Genomic DNA, 19638 nt, shown 5'->3' with positions numbered 1-19638 from the left:
ATAGGTTTATTTTTAACATATTATTATATAATTTTCAGGCTTAATTTTTCTAAATTTGAGTAAATAAACGTTTCTATGGCTTATATAGATTACTATAAAATTCTGGGCGTAGATAAAAAAGCCACGCAGGATGATATCAAAAAAGCATATCGGAAGCTGGCAAGAAAACTACATCCCGATCTTAATCCCGATGATAAAGAGGCTGAGCGAAAATTCAAAGAGCTGAACGAAGCTAATGAAGTTCTGAGTAATCCTGAGAACCGCAGCAAATATGATAAATATGGTGAAAACTGGAAACATGGTGAAGAATATGAGAAAGCTCAACAACAGCAAAGACAATATCAAAATCAAGGTCAAAGTTATGGGGGTGGATATTCAGGGGCTGATTTTGGAGAAGGTGAAGATTTTTCAGACTTTTTTCAAAGCATGTTTGGACAAGGTGGAGGCTTTGGGAGAAGCTCTCGTGGAAGCGCTTCCGGGAAATTCAAAGGACAGGATGTTCAGGCTGAGCTCAATTTACAGCTAAAAGATGCTGCTAAAACACACCCACAGACTTTTGAGATCAATGGTAAAAAGGTAAGAATAACAATTCCTGCCGGAGTATATGATGGACAGCAGATTAAATTAAAAGGCCATGGAAATCCAGGCATTAACGGTGGTCCATCAGGCGATTTATATATTACATTCAGTATTCCACCAGATCCTGATTTTGAAAGAGCAGGGAATGATCTTAAGACAAAAGTGTCAGTTGATTTGTATACCGCTGTTTTAGGAGGAGATGTAAAAGTAAATACATTGGATGGTCTTGTCAATCTAAAAGTAAAACCTGAAACTCAGAGTGGATTAACAGTAAGATTAAAAGGAAAAGGATTTCCGGTGTATAAAAAAGAGGGGCATTTTGGTGATTTGTTTGTAACCTATGAAGTGAAATTACCAACAAATCTTACTGATAAGCAAAAAGAACTTTTTGAACAACTTAAAAATTCTTAAACCATGGACGAGAAGATATCACGAGAGGAACTCGTAAAAATATACAATATAGAGATTACTTTTTTTGATGAACTGGTAGAATATGGCCTGCTTCGGGTGCAGACAGAAGATGATGTACGATATTTATTGTATGAAGATCTGCCAGCTTTTGAAAGGTTTACCAATTGGCATTATGATCTTGAAATTAATCTGCCTGGTTTAGAGGTTATTCACGACATGCTTCAGAAAATGGCGGATCTTAAACAAAAGAATAAAGATCTCTTAACTAAACTTTCTGCAATAAATGCTCATTATGAAGATATTTAATTTAGTTTTGCAATCTTCAAACAAATTAAATACTTTCACGAAATGAGTGACGAAAAAGTGATCAGGCTAAATGTAAACAGAAAGGATTTCGAAGAGATTTACTTTAAAGGAAATCAGGGAAGTTTATTTTTTTCACCTACAACCAAAAGCAAAACAATTATCACGATTATTGTTGCCCTTATTTTCTTTATAACATTTTGTCTAAAAGGAAATTTAAGTCAGGAAAGCTTTGGGGTTCTATATTTCATAAGCTTTGTTTTCCTTCTTTGTGCTGTGTATCTTTCAGTAGCCATCAACAAGGTATCGAGATGGAAAAAAGAGGTGAACAGATATTTAAAATCACTTGAAAAAGCAGGCATTTATGAAATAAGATTTAACAGTGAAACTTTTAATGTTAATCTTAATGATCAGCATGAACTCAGTACATGGAAAGAATTCACAACAGCTGATATCAATGAGGATTATATTTCTTTGGAAGGTAAATATAATTATATGTTTCCTCAGAAGTCAATGACTAAGCAGGATTATAACATATTAATACAGGCTGTAAAGAAAAATATAAAATAAAAAAATCAGAGCAAACAGCTCTGATTTTTTTATTTATCGTTTAATCTAACCAACCCATTTCTTTCATCCATTCATCATTATAGATCTTTCCTACATATCTTGAACCGTGATCATGAAGTAAAACAACGATCACGTCATCTTTAGTAAACTGCTCTTTCATTTGTACTAACGCAGCCATCGCACTTCCTGCCGAATAACCACAGAAGATCCCTTCTTCTTTAGCCAGCTTTCTTGCGTAAATAGCACCATCTTTATCTGTTACTTTTTCGAAATGATCGATAACAGACATATCATAGTTTTCAGGAATAATATCTTCCCCAATTCCTTCTGTAATATAGGTATAAGCATGATCATAATGAAGTTCACCTGTTTCATGGAATTCCTTTAGTATAGAACCGTAAGTATCAATGCCAATTACTTTAATGTCTGAATTTCTTTCTTTAAAGAATTTTCCACATCCGGTAATGGTACCTCCTGTTCCGGCGCCGACTACAAAATGAGTAAGTTTTCCTTCTGTCTGTTCCCAGATTTCAGGAGCCGTTGATTCATAATGAGCTGCTCTGTTGGATAAGTTGTCATATTGATTAACATACCATCCGTTTTCAGTCTCTTTAGCCAGTCTCTTGGAAACTGAATAATAAGAACGAGGATCTGTAGGTTTTACATCCGTTGGGCAAACAATAACTTCTGCTCCCACCGCACGGAGAATATCACATTTTTCCTTTGATTGCTTGGAATTGGTTACAAAAATACATTTGTAGCCTTTGATGATGGCTGCAAGAGCTAATCCCATTCCTGTATTTCCAGAAGTACCTTCAATAATGGTTCCTCCGGGTTTTAATCTGCCGTCTTTTTCGGCATCTTCAATCATTTTAAGAGCCATTCTGTCTTTTACAGAATTTCCAGGATTGAAAGTTTCAACTTTGGCTAAAACTAATGCGGGAAAGTCTTCACCCAAAACCTTATTAAGTTTTACTAGTGGCGTGTTTCCTATAGTTTCAAGAATATTTTTTGCGTATTTCATACTTGTTTTATAAGCCTTGCAAAGATACAGCTTTAAAATTATTTATAAAGTTTGCCTCAAAGTAAAATGAACCAATTATAATATAGTTTGGACTTCCTATATAATTCGTTTACTCTGTTTTTAAGAATAAGAAATGATTTAAGCTTAATTGTATTTAATGGCTTTAACTGGTGAAATCTTACTGATCAGATAACTTGGAACAATCAATGCTAATGCAGAGATAATCAATATTCCTACAGAAATTGAAATGATGGCAATAGGGTTGAGGTCAACAGGAACTGTACTTACATAGTAATTCTCAGGATTCAACTTTATAATTCCAAAAAACTTCTGTAACAATAATAAGCCCAGCCCTATAATATTTCCATATAAAAGCCCAGGAACCATGATGATCAAGGTATAATTAATGAACGTAGCTCTTATCTGGGAATTACTTGCTCCCAAAGTTTTTAATAAACCAATAGAATTTGTTCTTTCAATGATAAGGATTAAGAGAACCATGATGATATTAATGATCACGACGATGAGCATAATAATGATGATCAAAGCGATATTAGTATCAAAAATGCTTATCCAATCAGTAATTTGGGGAAACTTTTCAGTTGCTTTTTCAGCGTAGTTCTTATAACCGATTAATTTTTCAATTTCTGGAAAGTCACTATCAATATCATTAACGTTTTTAAAGAAAATATCCAGTCCCCCTATATCATCAGGTTTCATATCCTGAATCTTTCTTACATGATTAATTCCGCCAATTACAAACTGTTCATCAATCATCTTAATGTCAGTCCTGTAAATTCCAACGACTTCGAATTTTCTATAAATAGGTTTCTGATCAGCTTTCGAAAATATAGTAACAATGCTGTCCTTAACTTTTAAATGCAGATCATTGGCAATCTTTTGAGAAATAGTAACCCCATGGTTATAACCTTCTTCTGTTACTTTTGGAGTCCTGCCTGCTATTAAAAATTTTTTAAAGCGGGCACTGTCAAAATCTTTACCTATTCCTTTAAATATAATCCCGGCGAAATTATGCTCATTACGCATAATACCAGTAACCATAGCATATTTTTGAACGCTTTCAACATCAGGAAGCGCTTTTATTTTTTGAATATTTAGGCCCTGTTTATCAAGAACAGAAGTATTGTATGATGAATTTGATCGTGTGGATTTTACAGTAATATGCCCACTAAAATCTGCAAGTCTTTCTTTGATCGCTTTTTTTGAACCGAAACCTGTTGATACGGTAATTAATGAAACAATGATTCCTAGAGCCACAGAAAGCCTGCCTATGAAGATGATAACCCTTGAAAGATTATTTTTGTTATCTTTGGAAAACGCTATTTTTCTAGAGAAATATAAAGGAAAGTTCAAGCTTATGAATTTAGATCTCAAAATTAAAAATTTACTTCTTATTTGCCTAATTTTTTTAGGAGTATTCAACCAATATTATTCTCAGAATCAAACTAAAGATGATTTTAAGACTGGTGCAGACCAGCCAGAGCTTTATTTACCATTATTAAAAGGAAAAACAATTGGTATTGTCACCAATCAAACAGGCTTGATGAAAGATCGTAGTCATTTGGTAGATTTCCTAGTAAAAAGTAACATTAAAATAAAAGCCATTTTTGCCCCTGAACATGGTTTCAGAGGAAATGCCGATGCCGGAGAAACGGTGAAAAATGGAGTAGATGCTAAAACAGGAGTGCCTATTGTTTCTCTATATGGAAATAATAAAAAGCCAAAACCTGATCAGTTGAAAGGAATTGATATTGTAGTTTTTGATATTCAGGATGTTGGTGTCCGATTCTATACTTATATTTCAACACTAACTTATCTTATGGAAGCTGCTGCAGAGAATAATGTTGAGGTAATGGTGTTAGACCGTCCAAATCCACATGATGGTTATACAGATGGTCCCGTTTTAAGAAAAAAATGGACAAGCTTTGTAGGAATGCATGAGGTTCCTGTAGTATATGGTTTAACAATTGGCGAATATGGAAAAATGGTAAATGGTGAAAAGTGGATGAAAAATGGAATACAGGCAAAATATACGTTGATTCCAATGTTGAATTATCATAAAAAACACCGATATTCAGTTTCCGATAAGCCATCTCCTAACTTACCTAATGATAAAGCGATAAATTTATATCCTAGCTTATGTTTTTTTGAAGGAACCCAAGTTTCTGTAGGAAGAGGAACGGATAACCCTTTTCAGGTATATGGTTCACCATGGACGAAGAATCTGCCTTATCAATTTACTCCAAAGCCTAATTATGGAGCTAAAGATCCTTTTCTTAATGGACAGCTATGTTATGGTGAAAACTTATCCAACTACACAACAGATTTAAGAGAATTGAATTTGGAATGGGTGATCAAAGCATATAAAAACTATAAAAATCCACAACAGGATTTTTTCCTTAAAAATTTATGGTTCGATACTTTATCAGGAACTGATGAATTCAGAAAACAGATAATCGCAGGCAAATCAATTGCAGAAATCAAAGCTTCCTGGAAATCAGACCTGGAAAAATTCGAAAAAGTAAGAGCTAAATATATTGTCTACGAAAACTAATCAAAATCCTGCGGCGGATTCTTATCATTTTTACCTTTATTAAGGATAAAAAGCCCAATAGATAAACCAACTACTCCGGCAAAGGCCGTCATAATAGCCCTTTGTAATTTATCAGGTGCATCATTTCCGATGTAATTCATCAAGAAAAGAATGACAAAGGTGATCACCAAAATGATGATATGATTTTTTCCGAATAGCTTCATTGCATTATTTTATTTTGTACGAAATCATAATACCACCTCTGTAAGGAAGTACCTCACCACTTTTATTATATTCACGCGCTATATCATAACGTTTTCCTGTAGTGCGGTCATAGCCTTTGTAGTAATCCTGTGATGTTCCTACCGTGGCATAAACATCCAGGTTCCAGTTTTCAGAAAGTTGGAACTGATAACCGGCAGTGACACCAACTATTACAGAAAGGCCTTTTTGATAGAGATTGGATTTCTTAAATTTTTCATTTCTGTCATTAGTGTATGTGCCGTTTCCCCAATAATTCCATTTTTGTAATACAAAAGAAGCAGCAGAAAGATTAGCTCCTAAATACCAATGTTTAAAGGCTTCATCAAAATAATATCTGCCTTCTAAAGAAATTGAATAGTATTGGAATTCATGGCCTGCAAAAGATTTCCATGGAGAAATAAAAACATCACCCTGTAAAGTGTATTTTTTGCCAAGTTGATATTCTAGTCCTGCATTCAGTATTCCTACTGGAAGTAAAAGAGCATTGCCTTTTACATACAAACTTTTTCCATTTTCCTGTATAGGTTCTAAATTCTTTTCTGTTTCCTGTGCATATAGATTTCCTATAGAAAGTAGACTAAGAAAACCTGCTAAAATTTTGTACTTCATGAAATTTATTTGATTTGTTTAAGTAATCTTTCAGCCAAAGTAGCATCTTTATTGGCTTGTGTTGCCATATTTTTTGACATTTCAGCATACGTTTTTGCCATATCATTATTTCCTGTTAAGAAATAAAGCTTCGCCAAAATAAAAGTGTTTTCAGATGTTTCTCCTCTCATGACGGATTTTTCTGCCCATTCAACAGCCTTTTTTAATGATGAAGTATTTTTAATATGTTCAGAGAAGATCCAAGCGGCTTTCAATAATTGATTGGGCTCAAATGAATCCGAATTCTTGTAATATTCTAAGGCAGCTTTTTCATACTCAGGATAATTAGCATTTTGCTCGTAGTAGCTTAGCTTAGTTTGATTAAGTTTTACTTCAGCATCATATTTTCCAACCAAAGGTTCTGCTGTTTTTAAAAAATAATCTTCGTTGATTCTTTTATTTTTTTCATCAATAGATTGAACAACTATTTTTGATAATATAAGCTGATGGTCAAATTCCTTATAAGTTTCTTCGGGAAGATATTTAATGATATCAGCCTTTCTAGAAGTGAAAATTTTATAATTTGGATCTTCAACAGATTTTAGAAAGAATAATAAGAATCCTATATCATCTTTAGAGAGCTCCTCTGTTTTTTTCTTATTTTCAAAATATCTTTCAGAAGCTTTTTTTGCAAAATCAAAATCTGATGTGGAATTTAATTTCATAATATTAATTAAAAATTCCGGGTCTTTTTCACCATTTGCAAAGCGATCTTTTAAAGATCCTTTTTTATTGTTTGGGGAGTTAATATCCTGTGCCATTGTTAAGAAAATACTTTCTTCCATATAGCCAAGATTCTGAGAGACCAATTCTCCATCACCATTAAGAAACAGGTAAGTAGGATAGGAACGAACGCCATATTTAGCGGCAATTTCCCTTCCTTCTCCTTTTTCCATGTCGAACCTGGCGTTCACAAAATTGGCATTGTAATAATCTCCTACTGATTTTTTAGTGAAAACATTTTTTTCCATCAGCTTGCATGGTCCACACCAAGAGGCATAAGCATCTATAAAAATTATCTTGTTTTCCTTCTTAGCCTTAGCAACAAGATCTTTAAATGGCAGATCCTGAAATTGGATAGATTCCTGTGCAAAAAGAATGACAGTGAGAAAAACAAAAAATCCGGAGATAAGCTTCTTCATTCGATTAAAATTTGTAGGCGAAGATAGGTATTTTTCGAGATATAGATTCCGAATTTAGTCTTCGGATATCTTACATTAACTAATTTTAAGAACCGAAGCTAAATTTCACATTGATAAGATTAAGCAAACCTTTCTTTTTTTTGTCATCATTACATGGAAGTTATTCTTTATTTTTGTGAATTAGACGATTAAAATTTATTAGCGCTATAACAAATAATAAAAGCTCTTTATGCTTTATCTTTCCGGGATATTTATTGCTTTCTTTTTGACATTTCTTTTGCTTACAAAGAAAGGTAAAAGTTCTGCAGATTTTATTTTAAGTGGGTGGCTTCTGGTAATTGGAATAAACTTACTAGCACATTATTTATTTCTTACCGGTCAATATGCAAAATACCCTTCTTTTGTCTTTCTGGGATTTACGCTTCCACTTGTCTACGGTCCGTTTTTATATCTGTATGTAAAAAAACAAACATCTCCGAATCCTTTTTCATTAAAACAGTTACTGCATTTTCTACCCTTTGTAATTTGCAATCTATTATTTGTATCATTTTATACTGCTTCTTTTAACGAAAGATTGAATATTTTTAAACATGAAGGAAGAGGATTTAATGTTGAAATGCTTTTAAGATTGTATGGTATCTATATTTCAGGTATTGTTTATGTAGCTATTTCCTTTCTTATTTTATATAAATTTCGGAAAAATATGGTTCAGCAGTTTTCAAATACTGAAAGAATAAACTTCAATTGGCTGCTGTATCTTATCATCTGGATTGGTATGATCTGGGGATTGGTTCTCTTTAACGAGAATGCCAATATCATTTATGGTGCAGTAGTGATTTTTATTATGTGGTTAGGTTATTTTGGCATAAAACAAGTACAGGTTTTCAATCAGTCCAATTCTTTTTTTAGTGCCGAAAAAGTTGTAGAGGAAGAGGTAATTGTAAATGTTACAGATTCTCAGGATAAGAAATATCAAAAATCTGGACTGACAAAGGAAAGTATTGAAGATATACATACAAGATTACTCATCGTCTTAAACGAAGAAAAGCCATTTATTAATCCTAATCTTACTTTAAATGAACTGGCGGAATTGCTTAAAGTTCACCCCAACTATCTTTCACAAGTAATCAACTCCAAAGAAAATAAAAACTTCTATGAGCTTATTAATGAAAAAAGGATAGAAGAATTCATGCATAAGATCATACAGCCGGATAGTAAGCAATATACTTTTCTGGCCATTGCTTTTGAATGCGGTTTTAATTCTAAAACATCCTTCAACAGAAATTTCAAAAAATATACTGGAGTTACCCCTACAGAATATCAAAAAACTTTTTAATTCTTATTTTTTACGGTTCAATTTTCAGGGAAGAGTTTCATGTTTCATAAGTTGTTGTTATATAGTTATTTGTGTTCTCTTTTTTTTGTGAACCAACTTTCCTAATGGAGCGTGTAAGTTTCGGGTTTGATGAATCTTTGCATCAAACATTTTAAACCGATACTATGCCAACATTAAGAAAAAAGAATGCCCTGGTGGTTTCTTTTACAATTTTCACACTGTTATTTTCCTGTACAGATGGGCGGCTTATAGATGAGCCGGGGAACCTCGTACCTAAAACGGTGGACCAGGATTCTTCCTTACCATCAATTAATGCTAATGGTACACTACTTCATTCTGAAGCTTTCGGACCTGAAAACGGGACTCTTATTATTGCTCTTCATGGTGGGCCAGGAGGAGATTATAGATATCTTCTGAATTGTAAAGATCTTGCAGCCCAGGGATATCGGGTTGTATTTTATGATCAGCGAGGTTCTGGATTATCACAACGTTTTTCCAAACAGTCTTACACATCGTTGGGAGCAGAAGCACCTGATCTTATGTATGAGGAATTGAAATCTGTAATTGCCTACTATCAGAAAACTCCAAATCAAAAAGTAATTTTATTAGGACATTCCTGGGGTGCTATGTTAGCTTCAGGATATGCCGGGAAATATCCAAATGCTGTTCAAGGTCTTATTTTATGTGAACCTGGCGGGTTAAAGTGGGATGATATTAAAGATTATGTAAAAGAATCAAGGTCATTTAAGTTATGGAGTGAAATCCTTAACGATGCAACCTATTTAGATCAGTTTATTTCCGGGAAAGATGACCAACATGAAGTACTAGATTATAAAATGTCCATGTTGAGCTCAAAGAACAATATTACCGGAGAAGGAGATTTTGATCCAAGTATGAGTTGGAGGAGTGGAGCAGTGGTTATGGATGCTTTATTTGAGGTTGGAGATCAATACAAATCTGATTTTTCTAAAGGTTTACAGGATTACAATGCTCCTGTACTTTTCTTTTACAGTGAAAGAAATAAAGCATATCCGGATTCCTGGGCGCAAAAAGTAACTTCAGCTTATAATCATATAGAACGGGTAAAAATTTCAGGAGTAGGACATGACGGTATTATTACCAATCAAAATGCATGGAACTCTCAGACAAAACCAAAAATGATCAACTTTATCAACAGTCTTTAAAAATGAGAAATAATAAATTATATATCAACATAGCTTTTTTTAGCCTGATGTTTAGTGTAGTAAAGTCACAGACTGTGAATTGGGGGGCACTTATTGATCGTGAAAGGCATATTCTTAATGCTAATATCGGTGCAGAGTACGGAGCTGTGGTTGGACTTGGATATGGGTATAAATTTAATAGTAAATTGTTTCCTACTATTGCTAATGTGGAAATCTCAGTACCGGCAGGTGATCGGTTGTTTGATGATTTTAAAGTAAAGGCAGGAGCGAATGTAAGATGGCTGAAAATTCAAAATTTACAGTTCTCGACTAAAGCTCAAGGGATTTTTCGAAAATATGAAAATGAAAATATACAGCTTATGAATTTTGGATTGGATATGTCCGGTACTATAGGATATTACCGCCCCAAATGGTTTGCAGGTGTGGAAGTTGGTTTTGATAAAGCCATTGTCACTCATTTTAAACATTCCGATCATTACAGACAGATTTATCCCGAAGTAAAAGATGGATGGTACGAACCATCAACAGGAGGAAACTTCTATGCCTCAGTTCAAGGCGGGTATTCATTTAGTAATCAGGAAATTTATTTGAAAGTTGGGAGTATAGTGTCTCAGGATCTTAAAACGAAACCTCAGTTACCTTACCTTCTTCAAATAGGATATAATTATAAATTACCCTTCTGATCATAATAAAAAGCCGAATCTTAAGATTCGGCTTTTTGTTTTTTTTAATATAAAATATTAGGCTCCCAGTTCGAGTTGATTTTTGACTAGATTAAAATAATCTGATTTTCTTTCAACCAAAGACTGATGATTTCCTTGTTCAATGATTTTTCCTTGTTTTAATACAATGATCTGATCTGCATTTTTAACAGTCGAAAGACGATGGGCTATAATTACAACCGTTTTCCCCTTGAAGAATTCTTGTAGGTTATCATGAATTACTTTTTCATTTTCTGCATCCAGCGCAGAGGTTGCTTCATCAAAGAAAATAAAGTGGGGTTCTTTGTAAACCGCTCTTGCAATAAGGATCCTTTGCTTTTGTCCTCCCGAAATGCCATTTCCTGAAGCTCCGATTTTAGTTTTTAAACCAAGTGGTAAGTCGTCTACAAATGATTGGATGTTTGCAATCTGTAAAGCTCTTTTTAATTTATCTTCATTAATGACTTCATCACTTGTTGCTATATTTCTTTCAATGGAATCTGAGAAGATATGACCATCTTGCATTACGACACCACAGTTTCTTCGTAAATCACGTGGTGATATTTCTTTTAGATTGGCATGATTAAAATAGATTTCCCCTTCAACAGGTTCATAGAATTTCAACAATATTTTCATCAATGTAGTCTTTCCGCTTCCACTTGCACCAACAATAGCTGTAACTTTTCCTTCAGGAATAAAAAGATTAATGTCTTTTAATATATATGGAGATTGTGGTCCTTCGTATTGAAATGACATGTTTTTCAGATATATACCTCGTTCTATTCCATTTTTCTTAGCATATTTTTCATGATCAAGACCTATAAGTTGTTCGGATTCTTCTTCAGGGTGGTTTTGAACTTCATGGAGTCGGGATAAGCTTAATTTAGCTTCCTGTAAAGAACGAAAGAAGGTTATTAACTGACTTACCAAGGGGTTCATTTGTCCTATAATGTAGGAAACACTTAATAATGCACCTAATGTCATATGCCCTTTTACTACAAAAGAAGCCGATAAGAACATCACAATAATATTTTTCAGCTGGTTAATAAATTCAAATCCTGAAAGCTGAATTTGATCAATCTTTAAAATTCTAAGATTAACGGTAAATAACTTTTTCTGAATTTGTTCCCATTCATTACGCTTATAATCTTCAAATTCATTAAGTTTCATTTCGGATATTCCATTAATGATCTCATAAATGGACTCCTGATTTTCACTTTTCTCCTGAAAGCGATAATAATCTAAAACTTTTAATTTTTTCAGCCAGTATAATGACCATACTATAGAAAGTACAGTAAGAATAAAATACGTGGCTAGAATGCGGAAATCATAAGTCCATAAGACTACAAAAAATACCGAAAATGTGATCATCGAAAAAATGGTAACCAGACTGTTGGAAGTCAAAAACAGCTCTATCTTTTCATGATCCTGTATTCTCTGATTAAAGTCACCCATGAATTTTGTTTCAAAGAATTTGATAGGTAAACTCATCAACTTCTTTAGAAAATCAGAAATAATTTTGATATTGAGCTTACTACCAACATATAGCATGATCCAGTTCCGGAATATTCCTAATGTTATATTGCCTGCAAAAAAGGCAAGTTGAGCAACAAGGATGTAAGTGATAATTCCTAAATTCTTCTTGCTTACTCCCTCATCAATTAGTTTTTGAGTTAAAATAGGAAAGGCCAGAGTTGTTAAAGTTCCCATCAAAAGAATGAAAAATAACCAGGCAAACTGTTTCTTATGAGGACCTAGATAACTGGATAGGTACTGCAAAGATATTTTTTTGTCAGGTACATTTTTTCTTTGGAAGAATGCCTCGGTGGGTTCCAGTAAAAGAGCGATTCCTTTATCTGTGTTTTTTAACCATGACTTTTTAAACTCTTCTTCTTTAAGTTTCAGGATTCCATGTGCAGGATCGGCAATGGTATATGTTTTCTCTCTACTGAACAAAGATCTTGATATTCTTAGAAGAATAACAAAGTGATTTTGATTCCAATGTAAAATGCAGGGTAAAAATTCGTCTTTTATATCCTCAATAGATAATTGTGTTGCTATTGTTTTAAAACCGATTTTTTCGGCAGCATTATTGATCCCCAGGATAGAAACACCTTCCCTGGAAATAAAGCAGGTATCACGTAAGTACTGAAGCCCATATGCTTTGCCATAATAAGAAGTTATCATAGCTAGGCACGATGGGCCACAGTCCATTTTATCATGTTGAGGGATAAATTTCATTATTTTTCTTCTAGTAGTATATCCTCAGTTTGTTTCACAGTTTGAGTTTCTCCTATTATTTCAATTCCTTTTTTATCATAGATCATTGAAAGGAAGTATAATCCTGCTTCCACAGGCCATTCTTTTTCTAGATCTTTTAGTAAATCACTTACTTTCCAGCTTTCATGGCTGTTAAGGTGATCAACGATATTTATTAACTCGGGATGATATCTCATTTCTATTTTTGACCCTCTTACAAATAGATAGAACATATCTTTAGCTTCATCTATTTTGTAGATCATTTTAAAAGGATTATTGGTGTAAATTTCCTTTTCAAGAAGGAATTCGTAATCATCAATATTATAGCTGTCTTCTTTTTCCCGCGATTGAGGTGGTGCCTGCCAACCAGCATTACTTAGTAATCCATGCTTAAACTCATCGTAGAAATATTTGAAGAATGATCTTGTGGATCCGTTAAGTATCTCTTCGTCGATTTTCAAAATAGACAAAAATTCATCGAATGTCTCATTGTTTTCCAGGAAATTGTGTTGTGGTTCAATTATGTCCTTATTAATATCAATGTAATCTCTGTAGAAGGTATTAAGTATTCTATCAAAGAATTTTACTTTTGATGGATTGTTGAACCAAAAAGTTACCCCTACAGAAAGATCATCACTTTTACCTATATGAAACTTGTTCCAAGGCATGAAAAATAAATCTCCTGCTCCAAAATCATATTTTTCAGCATGTTCCAATAAAGGCTCTATTTCAAAATTATTATGTTTTGTACCTGTAAGGTCTTTGTACTTTTCCTGATCCCAGATATACATTGTTTTATCACCAGGGCCTAAATGGAAATGTAAAACATTTTCCCCTTTATGATCCTGATGAATTCCAAGAGGTGTCCATCCGTAATTTCCTATAAATACAGTTACATCTACTCCTGTTGCAGGAATGCCAATGATTTCAAGCAAAGGCTCAGTGATTAATCGTAATTCTTTGGATATGAAATTAGAATGTCTCTCCAGAAAATTGATGATCAATCCAAATTTTTCTTTGAAAACTCTGTTACAGTATTCAATGATTTCTTCATTTTCAAGAGGTGGATTTTTATATAATTCATCAATGAAGTCAGCATTTTCTTTACCTTTCCCTTGAGAAGGAAAATAAAGTCTGAAACCATCAAGGTCTTTTGTTTTAAATCTATTAACAAGGCCGTCCACCACTGCGTCTTTTAATTTTTTAATTAAATCTTCCGGAATGACGTCTTTGATTACACAGGTTTGGGTGAAGTTTTTATTGGTAGCAATAAAGTTTTCCCAAAACTCTTTATTAAACTCTTTATTATTCATATTAAAATGTATTAATGGTGGAAAAAAGTAATAGAGAAAATAAATTTCTCTATTACATTATTCATTTTACAAGCCGATAACTCGTTGTACTTGTTGTACTACACGTACTACACGTACTACTACTACGTTGTCAGCTGCGTCAGCTGCTTCACCGAATCCTCCTCTTAATTGATTTTGCTCAAGTGGAGAAAGAGTTTTTACCTTTAAGAACTCTTTTGCGTTAAATTTTGCTTTTTTCATGATAATAAATTTTTAAAATGATTTTTATGGTTCAAAGTTTATAGACATTAGCCCCTTCGTCGGTCTCTTCTTGCAAGAAAATATTTTTAACATCTATCTCATTTTATTTTTCTTTAGTAAAAATGAAAGAGAAGACTGGTGTGTATTTTAAAAAGATTGCTAGATTATTTTCATTGTATAAAAAAGAATAGTATTTTTCATTTTATACTGTTTTATACGTATAATACTCTTCATAGTGAAATGTATTTATTTTCGGACTATAAGAACATACAATATTGTCAGTAGTTACAGTCAATTTTAATTTCAAATAATTGTGAATTGATTTATGTAAAGATGTCTTGCTCATGGGAATTATTTTTCATAAATTTATATGGATTGATTTAACTGAATGCTACACTTTAGTGTAGAATTATCATTTAAATTAAATTAATCATGAAAAAACTATAACCAAACTTAAATTTATGAGTGAAATTTTTAATGACTTTTTTTTCTCTGAAACTAAAGTCAAGGGGGTCTTGCGTGAAGAAACTTCACAATCGAGTAATTATCTGGAAGTGACAGATGCATTTTCCAGGGCAATTTATATGAGTGTATATATTATTGACTATCAAAAAAGGAATTTTGAATATGTTTCCGAAAATCCATTATTCCTTTGTGGGAATACTGCCGAAGAAGTCAAGAATATGGGATATGATTTTTATTTTAAGTATGTACAGAAAAGTGATGCAGATTTATTATCAAAAGTTAACCAGATAGGATTTGAGTTCTATGAAAAGATTCCGGCTGATGAGAGAAAATACTATACGCTTTCTTATGATATTCACTTGTTGAATAATAATAAGGCTTTTTTAGTAAATCAGAAATTGACTCCACTTTTTCTTACAGAAGAAGGGAAGATATGGAAAGCGATGGGTGTAGTTTCCCTTTCCACAAATACCAATTCCGGAAATATTACCATTTCTAAACAAGGTACGAATGACTATTGGAGATATGATACTAAGGAGGGGGTATGGAGAAACGAGAAAAAAATAAAATTAACGGAAAGGGAACTGGATGTTTTACGATATCACGCACAAGGTTACACCATTAATAAAATAGCAGAGAAAATTTTTGTTTCTCCTGATACCATAAAATTTCATCGCAGGAAATTATTTGAAAAAATGCAGGTAACTAATATCTCAGAAGCATTGGCATTTGTAACCAATAATAAATTGCTATAGAGAGATGAATGATATTTAAGAATTCAGTAGTGTATCTTAAACTAACTGTTCAATTAAAATAAAAACAAAAAACCACCTAATTAGGTGGTTTTGTGGTTTCTCCAGGAATCGAACCAGGGACACATGGATTTTCAATCCATTGCTCTACCAACTGAGCTAAGAAACCAATATGTTTGTTTGGCTTACTTCGTTGTTTAAAGTGGGTGCAAAAATAGTAATTTTTACTATATCATGCAATAAAAATTAAAAAAATGTATAAAAATAAAAGCCTGCTATTATTTTTCCCAAATGGTAATAGCAGGTTATATCTCTTATATGAATGTTTTATGGAAGATTTGAAAAATCTATATTGGGAGCTTGTGTTGGTGCTGTAACCGAAAACTGAGTTCCTGGGTTTACAACAGTATTAAAGAATCCTCCATTTTGTAAAAAGAATGCGTTACCATTTATTCCACCCATAGCATCTATCCTTTGCTCTGCATTATAAGTATTATCCACACTGAATCTCGCTCCTGAAATTGCCATCCAGTTTCCAGAAGAGGTTCTTACCCACTGATTTTTAAATTCTACCTTTCTTCCCTGATATCCATTCTCAGGTTCAAAATTTTCTACGAAACTGTAGAATCCTTTAAGATAAGTGCTGGTTTGTGGCCTCTTCCAGCTGGCAATGAGTTTCCAGGAAGTGGTTTCTGGAGAGAGGAACCATGCTGTATAATCCGTTTTTCCATTTCCATCAGGTTCACCTTTTAATAAGAATTTATAGGTCTGTCCAGCTGTCCAATTATATTTATAATAACTCTGTCCTCCTGAGCCTTCATTACCAAACTCTCCAATACTAACTCCACTACCTGCTCTGTTTAACACAATCTTGTGATCGGGTGGGATATTATTGGGATCGTCTGTTTCAAATGGGCTCCATACAGAGAATAAAATCCTTCTTTCAGTGGCAGAATTAACCTGCATCCCAAAGTAGCCCTCTTTGAAGCCGTTTGCCATAAAATAAGAGCCGATCTTATCTTCACCAATGGGAATTGTCACTTCGTTATAATAATAACTTACATTGGTATTTGTTGGGATCGTGTAATTCAAGTGACAGGAAGGCCCTCTACGAGCCCAGTAATAATATGAGGGATCATTACTGAAAATATGAGTTCCTGTGGCTGCGGATCCACTAACTAAAATATCGGTGAGGTCCGCAAAGTAACCTCCTGTTTTAGATACCCCTTGAAGATCAACTTTTACATAACCTGGGTTAGAAATGGTAAAATCTCCCACAGTATAATTGGTATAAGCCAATCCTGTTAATGTAATGTTCTTAGATTCATTACCAATCGTTACTTTAACTATGCTACTACCGGAAGGGACTGAAGCCTTTAATCCGATATTTAACGTTCCAGTATTGCTTAGTCTGAAATAAGTACTAATAACCGTATTGGGATTGGTCCAGTTGGCTAATTTGGCAGATGTGATTACCTCATTGGCTCCGGAAGGCTTTACGGTCAGAAATGAATTTCCAGCTACCGGAACACTGAATGGTGGATTGTTTATTAAAGAAGATGCTTTATTTTGTTTAGAAATGGTGTCTTCCGTGGCTATGCTATTATTTTCTGCACACGACTGAAAAACAAGAAAAGCAATACCTAAAAAGATCTCTGTCAATAGTTTTAGTCTCATAATTTATTTGTGATTGGATTTACAGCACTAATTTAATTTTTTATCTATAGAATAAAAAATTAATTCTCACATTGTTGATTAAATTATAAGTAAATTCATATTGTTTCAATAAAAAAAAGAGGGGTGGAGTATAAGATGGTGGGTTGTATATAAAACAAAAACCACCTTAAAAAGGTGGTTTGTGGTTTCTCCAGGAATCGAACCAGGGACACATGGATTTTCAATCCATTGCTCTACCAACTGAGCTAAGAAACCATTATATTTTTGTTTGTCTTACTTCGTTGTTTTAAAGTGATGCAAAAGTAGTAAGTTTTGGTATATGAAGCAAGTATTAATGGAATTTTTTTATAGTTTAAATAAAAACCTACTGATTCTCAGCTGGATTATTTTCCTGTTCCTTTCTGATTTGCTCACTCATTTCTTCTAATACAGGCTTAATCGTACTTTCCGGAAGATCACTGATTCGGATATACATAAGTCCATCTATTGCATCATTAAAATTAGGATCTACATTAAATGCAATTACTTTTGCATTTTGCTTGATGTATTTTTTGATCAAAACAGGCAGTCTTAACTCCGGTTCAAGATCATCAATGATTTTATCCAGCTTATTAAGATCAGATTCCATTTCCTCAAAAAAGATATTTTTGTCACGATCTCTAAGCTTCACTTTATATTCATTTCTGGGCGTAATATATTGGGCAACTGCACCATCATAATAATTTGAACGCATGAATTCGATCATCAAAGATTTTGAAAACTCTGAAAACTTATTCGAAATACTTACTCCACCCATAAGGAACTTATGATCAGGGTTTCTCAAGCACACATGAACGATTCCACGCCATAATAAAAAGAGTGGAAGCGGTTTTTGCTGATATTCCTGACAGATGTACGCTCTTCCCATTTCAATCACTTTTTTGAAGAAAGGATGGATATCCTGTTCGAATTCAAAAAGTGAACTGGTATAAAATCCTTTAATGCCATATTTTTTCATAACATCTTTACCTAAGGCCATACGATAGGCTCCAACCAGCATTTCTGCAGTACTGTCCCAAAGGAAAAGATGGTGGTAATGCTTATCATATTCGTCGAGATCAAAAGGTAAATTACTCCCTTCTCCCACGGCGCGGAAAGTAAGCTCTCTCTGTCTGCCTATTTCCCTCATTACAGAAGGGATCTCCTCATATGTAGTGAAATAGATTTCATAATTGCCGTTACTGAAAAGCATCTTATCAGTACCTCTCAGCTTACTAATATCATTTAGAATATTTTCTTTAGGCGTTTCATCAATGATATTTTGTACAATATTTTCCTCCTTAAGTAAAGGGAATTTTAAAGATAGATTTTGAAGATTTATAACCTGGGCAAGTGATTTTCTTTTTTCATAGTAAGATTTCATCATATACACCTTACGTTTTAAAAATTCACCTAGCTCCTCAATATTTTCCATCTCATCCATGGCTTTTACAGCAATGGGTTTACCTATTCTTACACGGATGGGTTTTTCTCTGTCATTCATCATTTCAGATGGTAACATTAATGTTTGCAAACTCGCATGCAGTTTTGCCACCTGATAAAATAATGTGCTGTTTTTGGCATGGAAGTACATCGGAACAACCGGTACTTTTGCCATTTTAATCAATTTTAAAGCTGGTTTTTCCCATTCCCTGTCTAAGATCTCACTATAAGCATTGTTTTTGTTTGAAACTTCCCCTGCTGGGAAAATACCAACACAACCTCCATTTTCAATGTGTTTTAAAGTCTCACGCATTCCTGAAGAACTGCTGTAAGCTCCCTTTCTGTTTTCAAAAGGATTTACAGAAATTACATAAGGTTCCATAGGTTTTATTTTCTCTAATAGAAAATTACCCATTACTTTAAAATCAGGACGTACTTCTAATAATATTTTACACATTAAGATTCCATCAATTGCCCCAAGCGGATGATTGGAAACCAGGATAAATGGTCCTGTCTTTGGGATCTTAGCTAAATCTTCTTCAAATGCGATATAGCTTAAGTTTCTCTCCCTTACAAATGAATCGAAAAAGTCTTTACCTTCCCTGTCTTTTAGTTTATCATATAATCTGTTGACTTCATTTATTTTAGCAACGCTCATGATAGCAGATGCTACAGGATTCTTTAGAAATCCTATTTTACTTAAGCCGGAAGCTTGGATTAAATCATTTTTCGAAATTAAGCTCATATGTGTTTAG

18 protein-coding genes and 2 tRNA genes are annotated in these 19638 nt (G+C 33.5%); 8 read left to right on the top strand and 12 right to left on the bottom strand.

From position 1 onward, the window contains the following. The first annotated feature begins 75 nt into the window (after nucleotides 1-75). The 3 genes from J7E44_RS18425 to J7E44_RS18415 are packed head-to-tail and all read left to right on the top strand — an operon-like array spanning nucleotide 76 to nucleotide 1863. Nucleotides 76-990 carry a DnaJ C-terminal domain-containing protein gene (locus J7E44_RS18425; protein ID WP_214832204.1) on the top strand — a complete coding sequence of 305 codons (915 nt, stop codon included), beginning with the start codon at nucleotides 76-78 and terminating at the stop codon, nucleotides 988-990. Nucleotides 991-993: 3 nt separating this feature from the next. Next, nucleotides 994-1296, top strand: a complete 303-nt coding sequence (locus J7E44_RS18420; protein ID WP_214832203.1) for a chaperone modulator CbpM — start codon at nucleotides 994-996, stop codon at nucleotides 1294-1296. 42 nt (nucleotides 1297-1338) lie between these two features. Further along, nucleotides 1339-1863 carry a hypothetical protein gene (locus J7E44_RS18415; protein WP_214832201.1) on the top strand — a complete coding sequence of 175 codons (525 nt, stop codon included), beginning with the start codon at nucleotides 1339-1341 and terminating at the stop codon, nucleotides 1861-1863. A gap of 40 nt (nucleotides 1864-1903) precedes the next feature. Here the strand turns inward: J7E44_RS18415 and J7E44_RS18410 are convergent, their stop codons facing one another. Together J7E44_RS18410 and J7E44_RS18405 are read right to left on the bottom strand one after the other, a co-directional pair. Next, entirely contained in the window at nucleotides 1904-2887 is a 984-nt protein-coding gene (locus J7E44_RS18410; RefSeq protein ID WP_214832193.1) for a PLP-dependent cysteine synthase family protein, read from the bottom strand. 144 nt (nucleotides 2888-3031) lie between these two features. Then, a complete protein-coding gene (locus J7E44_RS18405; protein ID WP_214832191.1) occupies nucleotides 3032-4261 on the bottom strand; it encodes an ABC transporter permease in 1230 nt (409 codons plus the stop codon). Nucleotides 4262-4265: 4 nt separating this feature from the next. Here J7E44_RS18405 and J7E44_RS18400 point away from each other — a divergent pair, with 4 nt between their 5' ends. After that, entirely contained in the window at nucleotides 4266-5462 is a 1197-nt protein-coding gene (locus J7E44_RS18400; RefSeq protein ID WP_214832189.1) for an exo-beta-N-acetylmuramidase NamZ family protein, read from the top strand. Here the strand turns inward: J7E44_RS18400 and J7E44_RS18395 are convergent. The 3 genes from J7E44_RS18395 to J7E44_RS18385 are packed head-to-tail and all read right to left on the bottom strand — an operon-like array spanning nucleotide 5459 to nucleotide 7495. After that, on the bottom strand, nucleotides 5459-5665 hold the full coding sequence (locus J7E44_RS18395) for a hypothetical protein (protein WP_214832187.1): 207 nt from the start codon (nucleotides 5663-5665) through the stop codon (nucleotides 5459-5461). The genes J7E44_RS18400 and J7E44_RS18395 overlap by 4 nt on opposite strands. Nucleotides 5666-5669: 4 nt before the next feature. Continuing rightward, complete coding sequence (locus tag J7E44_RS18390; RefSeq protein WP_214832185.1) at nucleotides 5670-6314, bottom strand: DUF3575 domain-containing protein; 645 nt, start codon at nucleotides 6312-6314, stop codon at nucleotides 5670-5672. A gap of 5 nt (nucleotides 6315-6319) precedes the next feature. Then, a complete protein-coding gene (locus J7E44_RS18385) occupies nucleotides 6320-7495 on the bottom strand; it encodes a thioredoxin family protein (protein WP_214832183.1) in 1176 nt (391 codons plus the stop codon). 229 nt (nucleotides 7496-7724) lie between these two features. On the opposite strand from J7E44_RS18385, the gene J7E44_RS18380 reads away from it, so the two are divergent. The 3 genes from J7E44_RS18380 to J7E44_RS18370 all read left to right on the top strand — a co-directional run bounded on the left by J7E44_RS18380 (nucleotide 7725) and on the right by J7E44_RS18370 (nucleotide 10698). After that, on the top strand, nucleotides 7725-8831 hold the full coding sequence (locus tag J7E44_RS18380; RefSeq protein ID WP_214832181.1) for a helix-turn-helix domain-containing protein: 1107 nt from the start codon (nucleotides 7725-7727) through the stop codon (nucleotides 8829-8831). A 164-nt stretch (nucleotides 8832-8995) separates the two neighbouring features. Next, nucleotides 8996-10015 (top strand): alpha/beta fold hydrolase, encoded by a 1020-nt coding sequence (locus J7E44_RS18375; RefSeq protein ID WP_214832180.1) that lies wholly within the window; start codon nucleotides 8996-8998, stop codon nucleotides 10013-10015. Nucleotides 10016-10017: 2 nt separating this feature from the next. Continuing rightward, entirely contained in the window at nucleotides 10018-10698 is a 681-nt protein-coding gene (locus J7E44_RS18370; protein ID WP_214832177.1) for a hypothetical protein, read from the top strand. 57 nt (nucleotides 10699-10755) lie between these two features. Here J7E44_RS18370 and J7E44_RS18365 read toward each other — a convergent pair whose 3' ends face one another. The 3 genes from J7E44_RS18365 to J7E44_RS18355 all read right to left on the bottom strand — a co-directional run bounded on the left by J7E44_RS18365 (nucleotide 10756) and on the right by J7E44_RS18355 (nucleotide 14528). Beyond that, nucleotides 10756-12957: a peptidase domain-containing ABC transporter gene (locus tag J7E44_RS18365; protein WP_214832175.1), complete on the bottom strand. Its 2202-nt coding sequence runs from the start codon at nucleotides 12955-12957 to the stop codon at nucleotides 10756-10758. Then, a complete protein-coding gene (locus J7E44_RS18360) occupies nucleotides 12957-14288 on the bottom strand; it encodes a hypothetical protein (RefSeq protein ID WP_214832173.1) in 1332 nt (443 codons plus the stop codon). Before J7E44_RS18360 ends, J7E44_RS18365 begins: the two co-directional genes overlap by 1 nt. Nucleotides 14289-14354: 66 nt before the next feature. Continuing rightward, a complete protein-coding gene (locus J7E44_RS18355; protein WP_214832171.1) occupies nucleotides 14355-14528 on the bottom strand; it encodes a hypothetical protein in 174 nt (57 codons plus the stop codon). Between the two features lie 461 nt (nucleotides 14529-14989). Between J7E44_RS18355 and J7E44_RS18350 the strand changes: the two genes are divergently transcribed. Continuing rightward, on the top strand, nucleotides 14990-15748 hold the full coding sequence (locus tag J7E44_RS18350; RefSeq protein ID WP_214832169.1) for a response regulator transcription factor: 759 nt from the start codon (nucleotides 14990-14992) through the stop codon (nucleotides 15746-15748). Nucleotides 15749-15841: 93 nt separating this feature from the next. Here J7E44_RS18350 and J7E44_RS18345 read toward each other — a convergent pair. The 4 genes from J7E44_RS18345 to J7E44_RS18330 form a co-directional block, all read right to left on the bottom strand. Then, nucleotides 15842-15914 (bottom strand) — tRNA-Phe (locus J7E44_RS18345). A gap of 158 nt (nucleotides 15915-16072) precedes the next feature. Next, nucleotides 16073-17422 (bottom strand): DUF3472 domain-containing protein, encoded by a 1350-nt coding sequence (locus tag J7E44_RS18340; RefSeq protein ID WP_214832167.1) that lies wholly within the window; start codon nucleotides 17420-17422, stop codon nucleotides 16073-16075. Between the two features lie 182 nt (nucleotides 17423-17604). Next, nucleotides 17605-17677: transfer RNA gene (locus J7E44_RS18335), tRNA-Phe, on the bottom strand. Between the two features lie 109 nt (nucleotides 17678-17786). Next, nucleotides 17787-19628, bottom strand: a complete 1842-nt coding sequence (locus J7E44_RS18330; protein WP_214832166.1) for a bifunctional lysophospholipid acyltransferase family protein/GNAT family N-acetyltransferase — start codon at nucleotides 19626-19628, stop codon at nucleotides 17787-17789. Nucleotides 19629-19638: the final 10 nt, after the last annotated feature.

It is taken from the genome of Chryseobacterium sp. ISL-6 (assembly GCF_018613715.1).
Taxonomy (GTDB): Bacteria; Bacteroidota; Bacteroidia; order Flavobacteriales; family Weeksellaceae; genus Chryseobacterium; species Chryseobacterium paludis.
The sequence above is the reverse complement of the archived record's forward strand: the minus strand, read 5'-3'. Positions and strand labels throughout refer to the sequence as shown.

Bases quoted from the DNA above. Each gene is read 5' to 3' on its own strand.
- J7E44_RS18425 (WP_214832204.1), top strand. From the start codon at position 76: ATGGCTTATATAGATTACTATAAAATTCTGGGCGTAGATAAAAAAGCC.
- J7E44_RS18420 (WP_214832203.1), top strand. From the start codon at position 994: ATGGACGAGAAGATATCACGAGAGGAACTCGTAAAAATATACAATATA.
- J7E44_RS18415 (WP_214832201.1), top strand. From the start codon at position 1,339: ATGAGTGACGAAAAAGTGATCAGGCTAAATGTAAACAGAAAGGATTTC.
- J7E44_RS18410 (WP_214832193.1), bottom strand. From the start codon at position 2,887: ATGAAATACGCAAAAAATATTCTTGAAACTATAGGAAACACGCCACTA.
- J7E44_RS18400 (WP_214832189.1), top strand. From the start codon at position 4,266: ATGAATTTAGATCTCAAAATTAAAAATTTACTTCTTATTTGCCTAATT.
- J7E44_RS18395 (WP_214832187.1), bottom strand. From the start codon at position 5,665: ATGAAGCTATTCGGAAAAAATCATATCATCATTTTGGTGATCACCTTT.
- J7E44_RS18390 (WP_214832185.1), bottom strand. From the start codon at position 6,314: ATGAAGTACAAAATTTTAGCAGGTTTTCTTAGTCTACTTTCTATAGGA.
- J7E44_RS18385 (WP_214832183.1), bottom strand. From the start codon at position 7,495: ATGAAGAAGCTTATCTCCGGATTTTTTGTTTTTCTCACTGTCATTCTT.
- J7E44_RS18380 (WP_214832181.1), top strand. From the start codon at position 7,725: ATGCTTTATCTTTCCGGGATATTTATTGCTTTCTTTTTGACATTTCTT.
- J7E44_RS18375 (WP_214832180.1), top strand. From the start codon at position 8,996: ATGCCAACATTAAGAAAAAAGAATGCCCTGGTGGTTTCTTTTACAATT.
- J7E44_RS18370 (WP_214832177.1), top strand. From the start codon at position 10,018: ATGAGAAATAATAAATTATATATCAACATAGCTTTTTTTAGCCTGATG.
- J7E44_RS18365 (WP_214832175.1), bottom strand. From the start codon at position 12,957: ATGAAATTTATCCCTCAACATGATAAAATGGACTGTGGCCCATCGTGC.
- J7E44_RS18360 (WP_214832173.1), bottom strand. From the start codon at position 14,288: ATGAATAATAAAGAGTTTAATAAAGAGTTTTGGGAAAACTTTATTGCT.
- J7E44_RS18355 (WP_214832171.1), bottom strand. From the start codon at position 14,528: ATGAAAAAAGCAAAATTTAACGCAAAAGAGTTCTTAAAGGTAAAAACT.
- J7E44_RS18350 (WP_214832169.1), top strand. From the start codon at position 14,990: ATGAGTGAAATTTTTAATGACTTTTTTTTCTCTGAAACTAAAGTCAAG.
- J7E44_RS18340 (WP_214832167.1), bottom strand. From the start codon at position 17,422: ATGAGACTAAAACTATTGACAGAGATCTTTTTAGGTATTGCTTTTCTT.
- J7E44_RS18330 (WP_214832166.1), bottom strand. From the start codon at position 19,628: ATGAGCTTAATTTCGAAAAATGATTTAATCCAAGCTTCCGGCTTAAGT.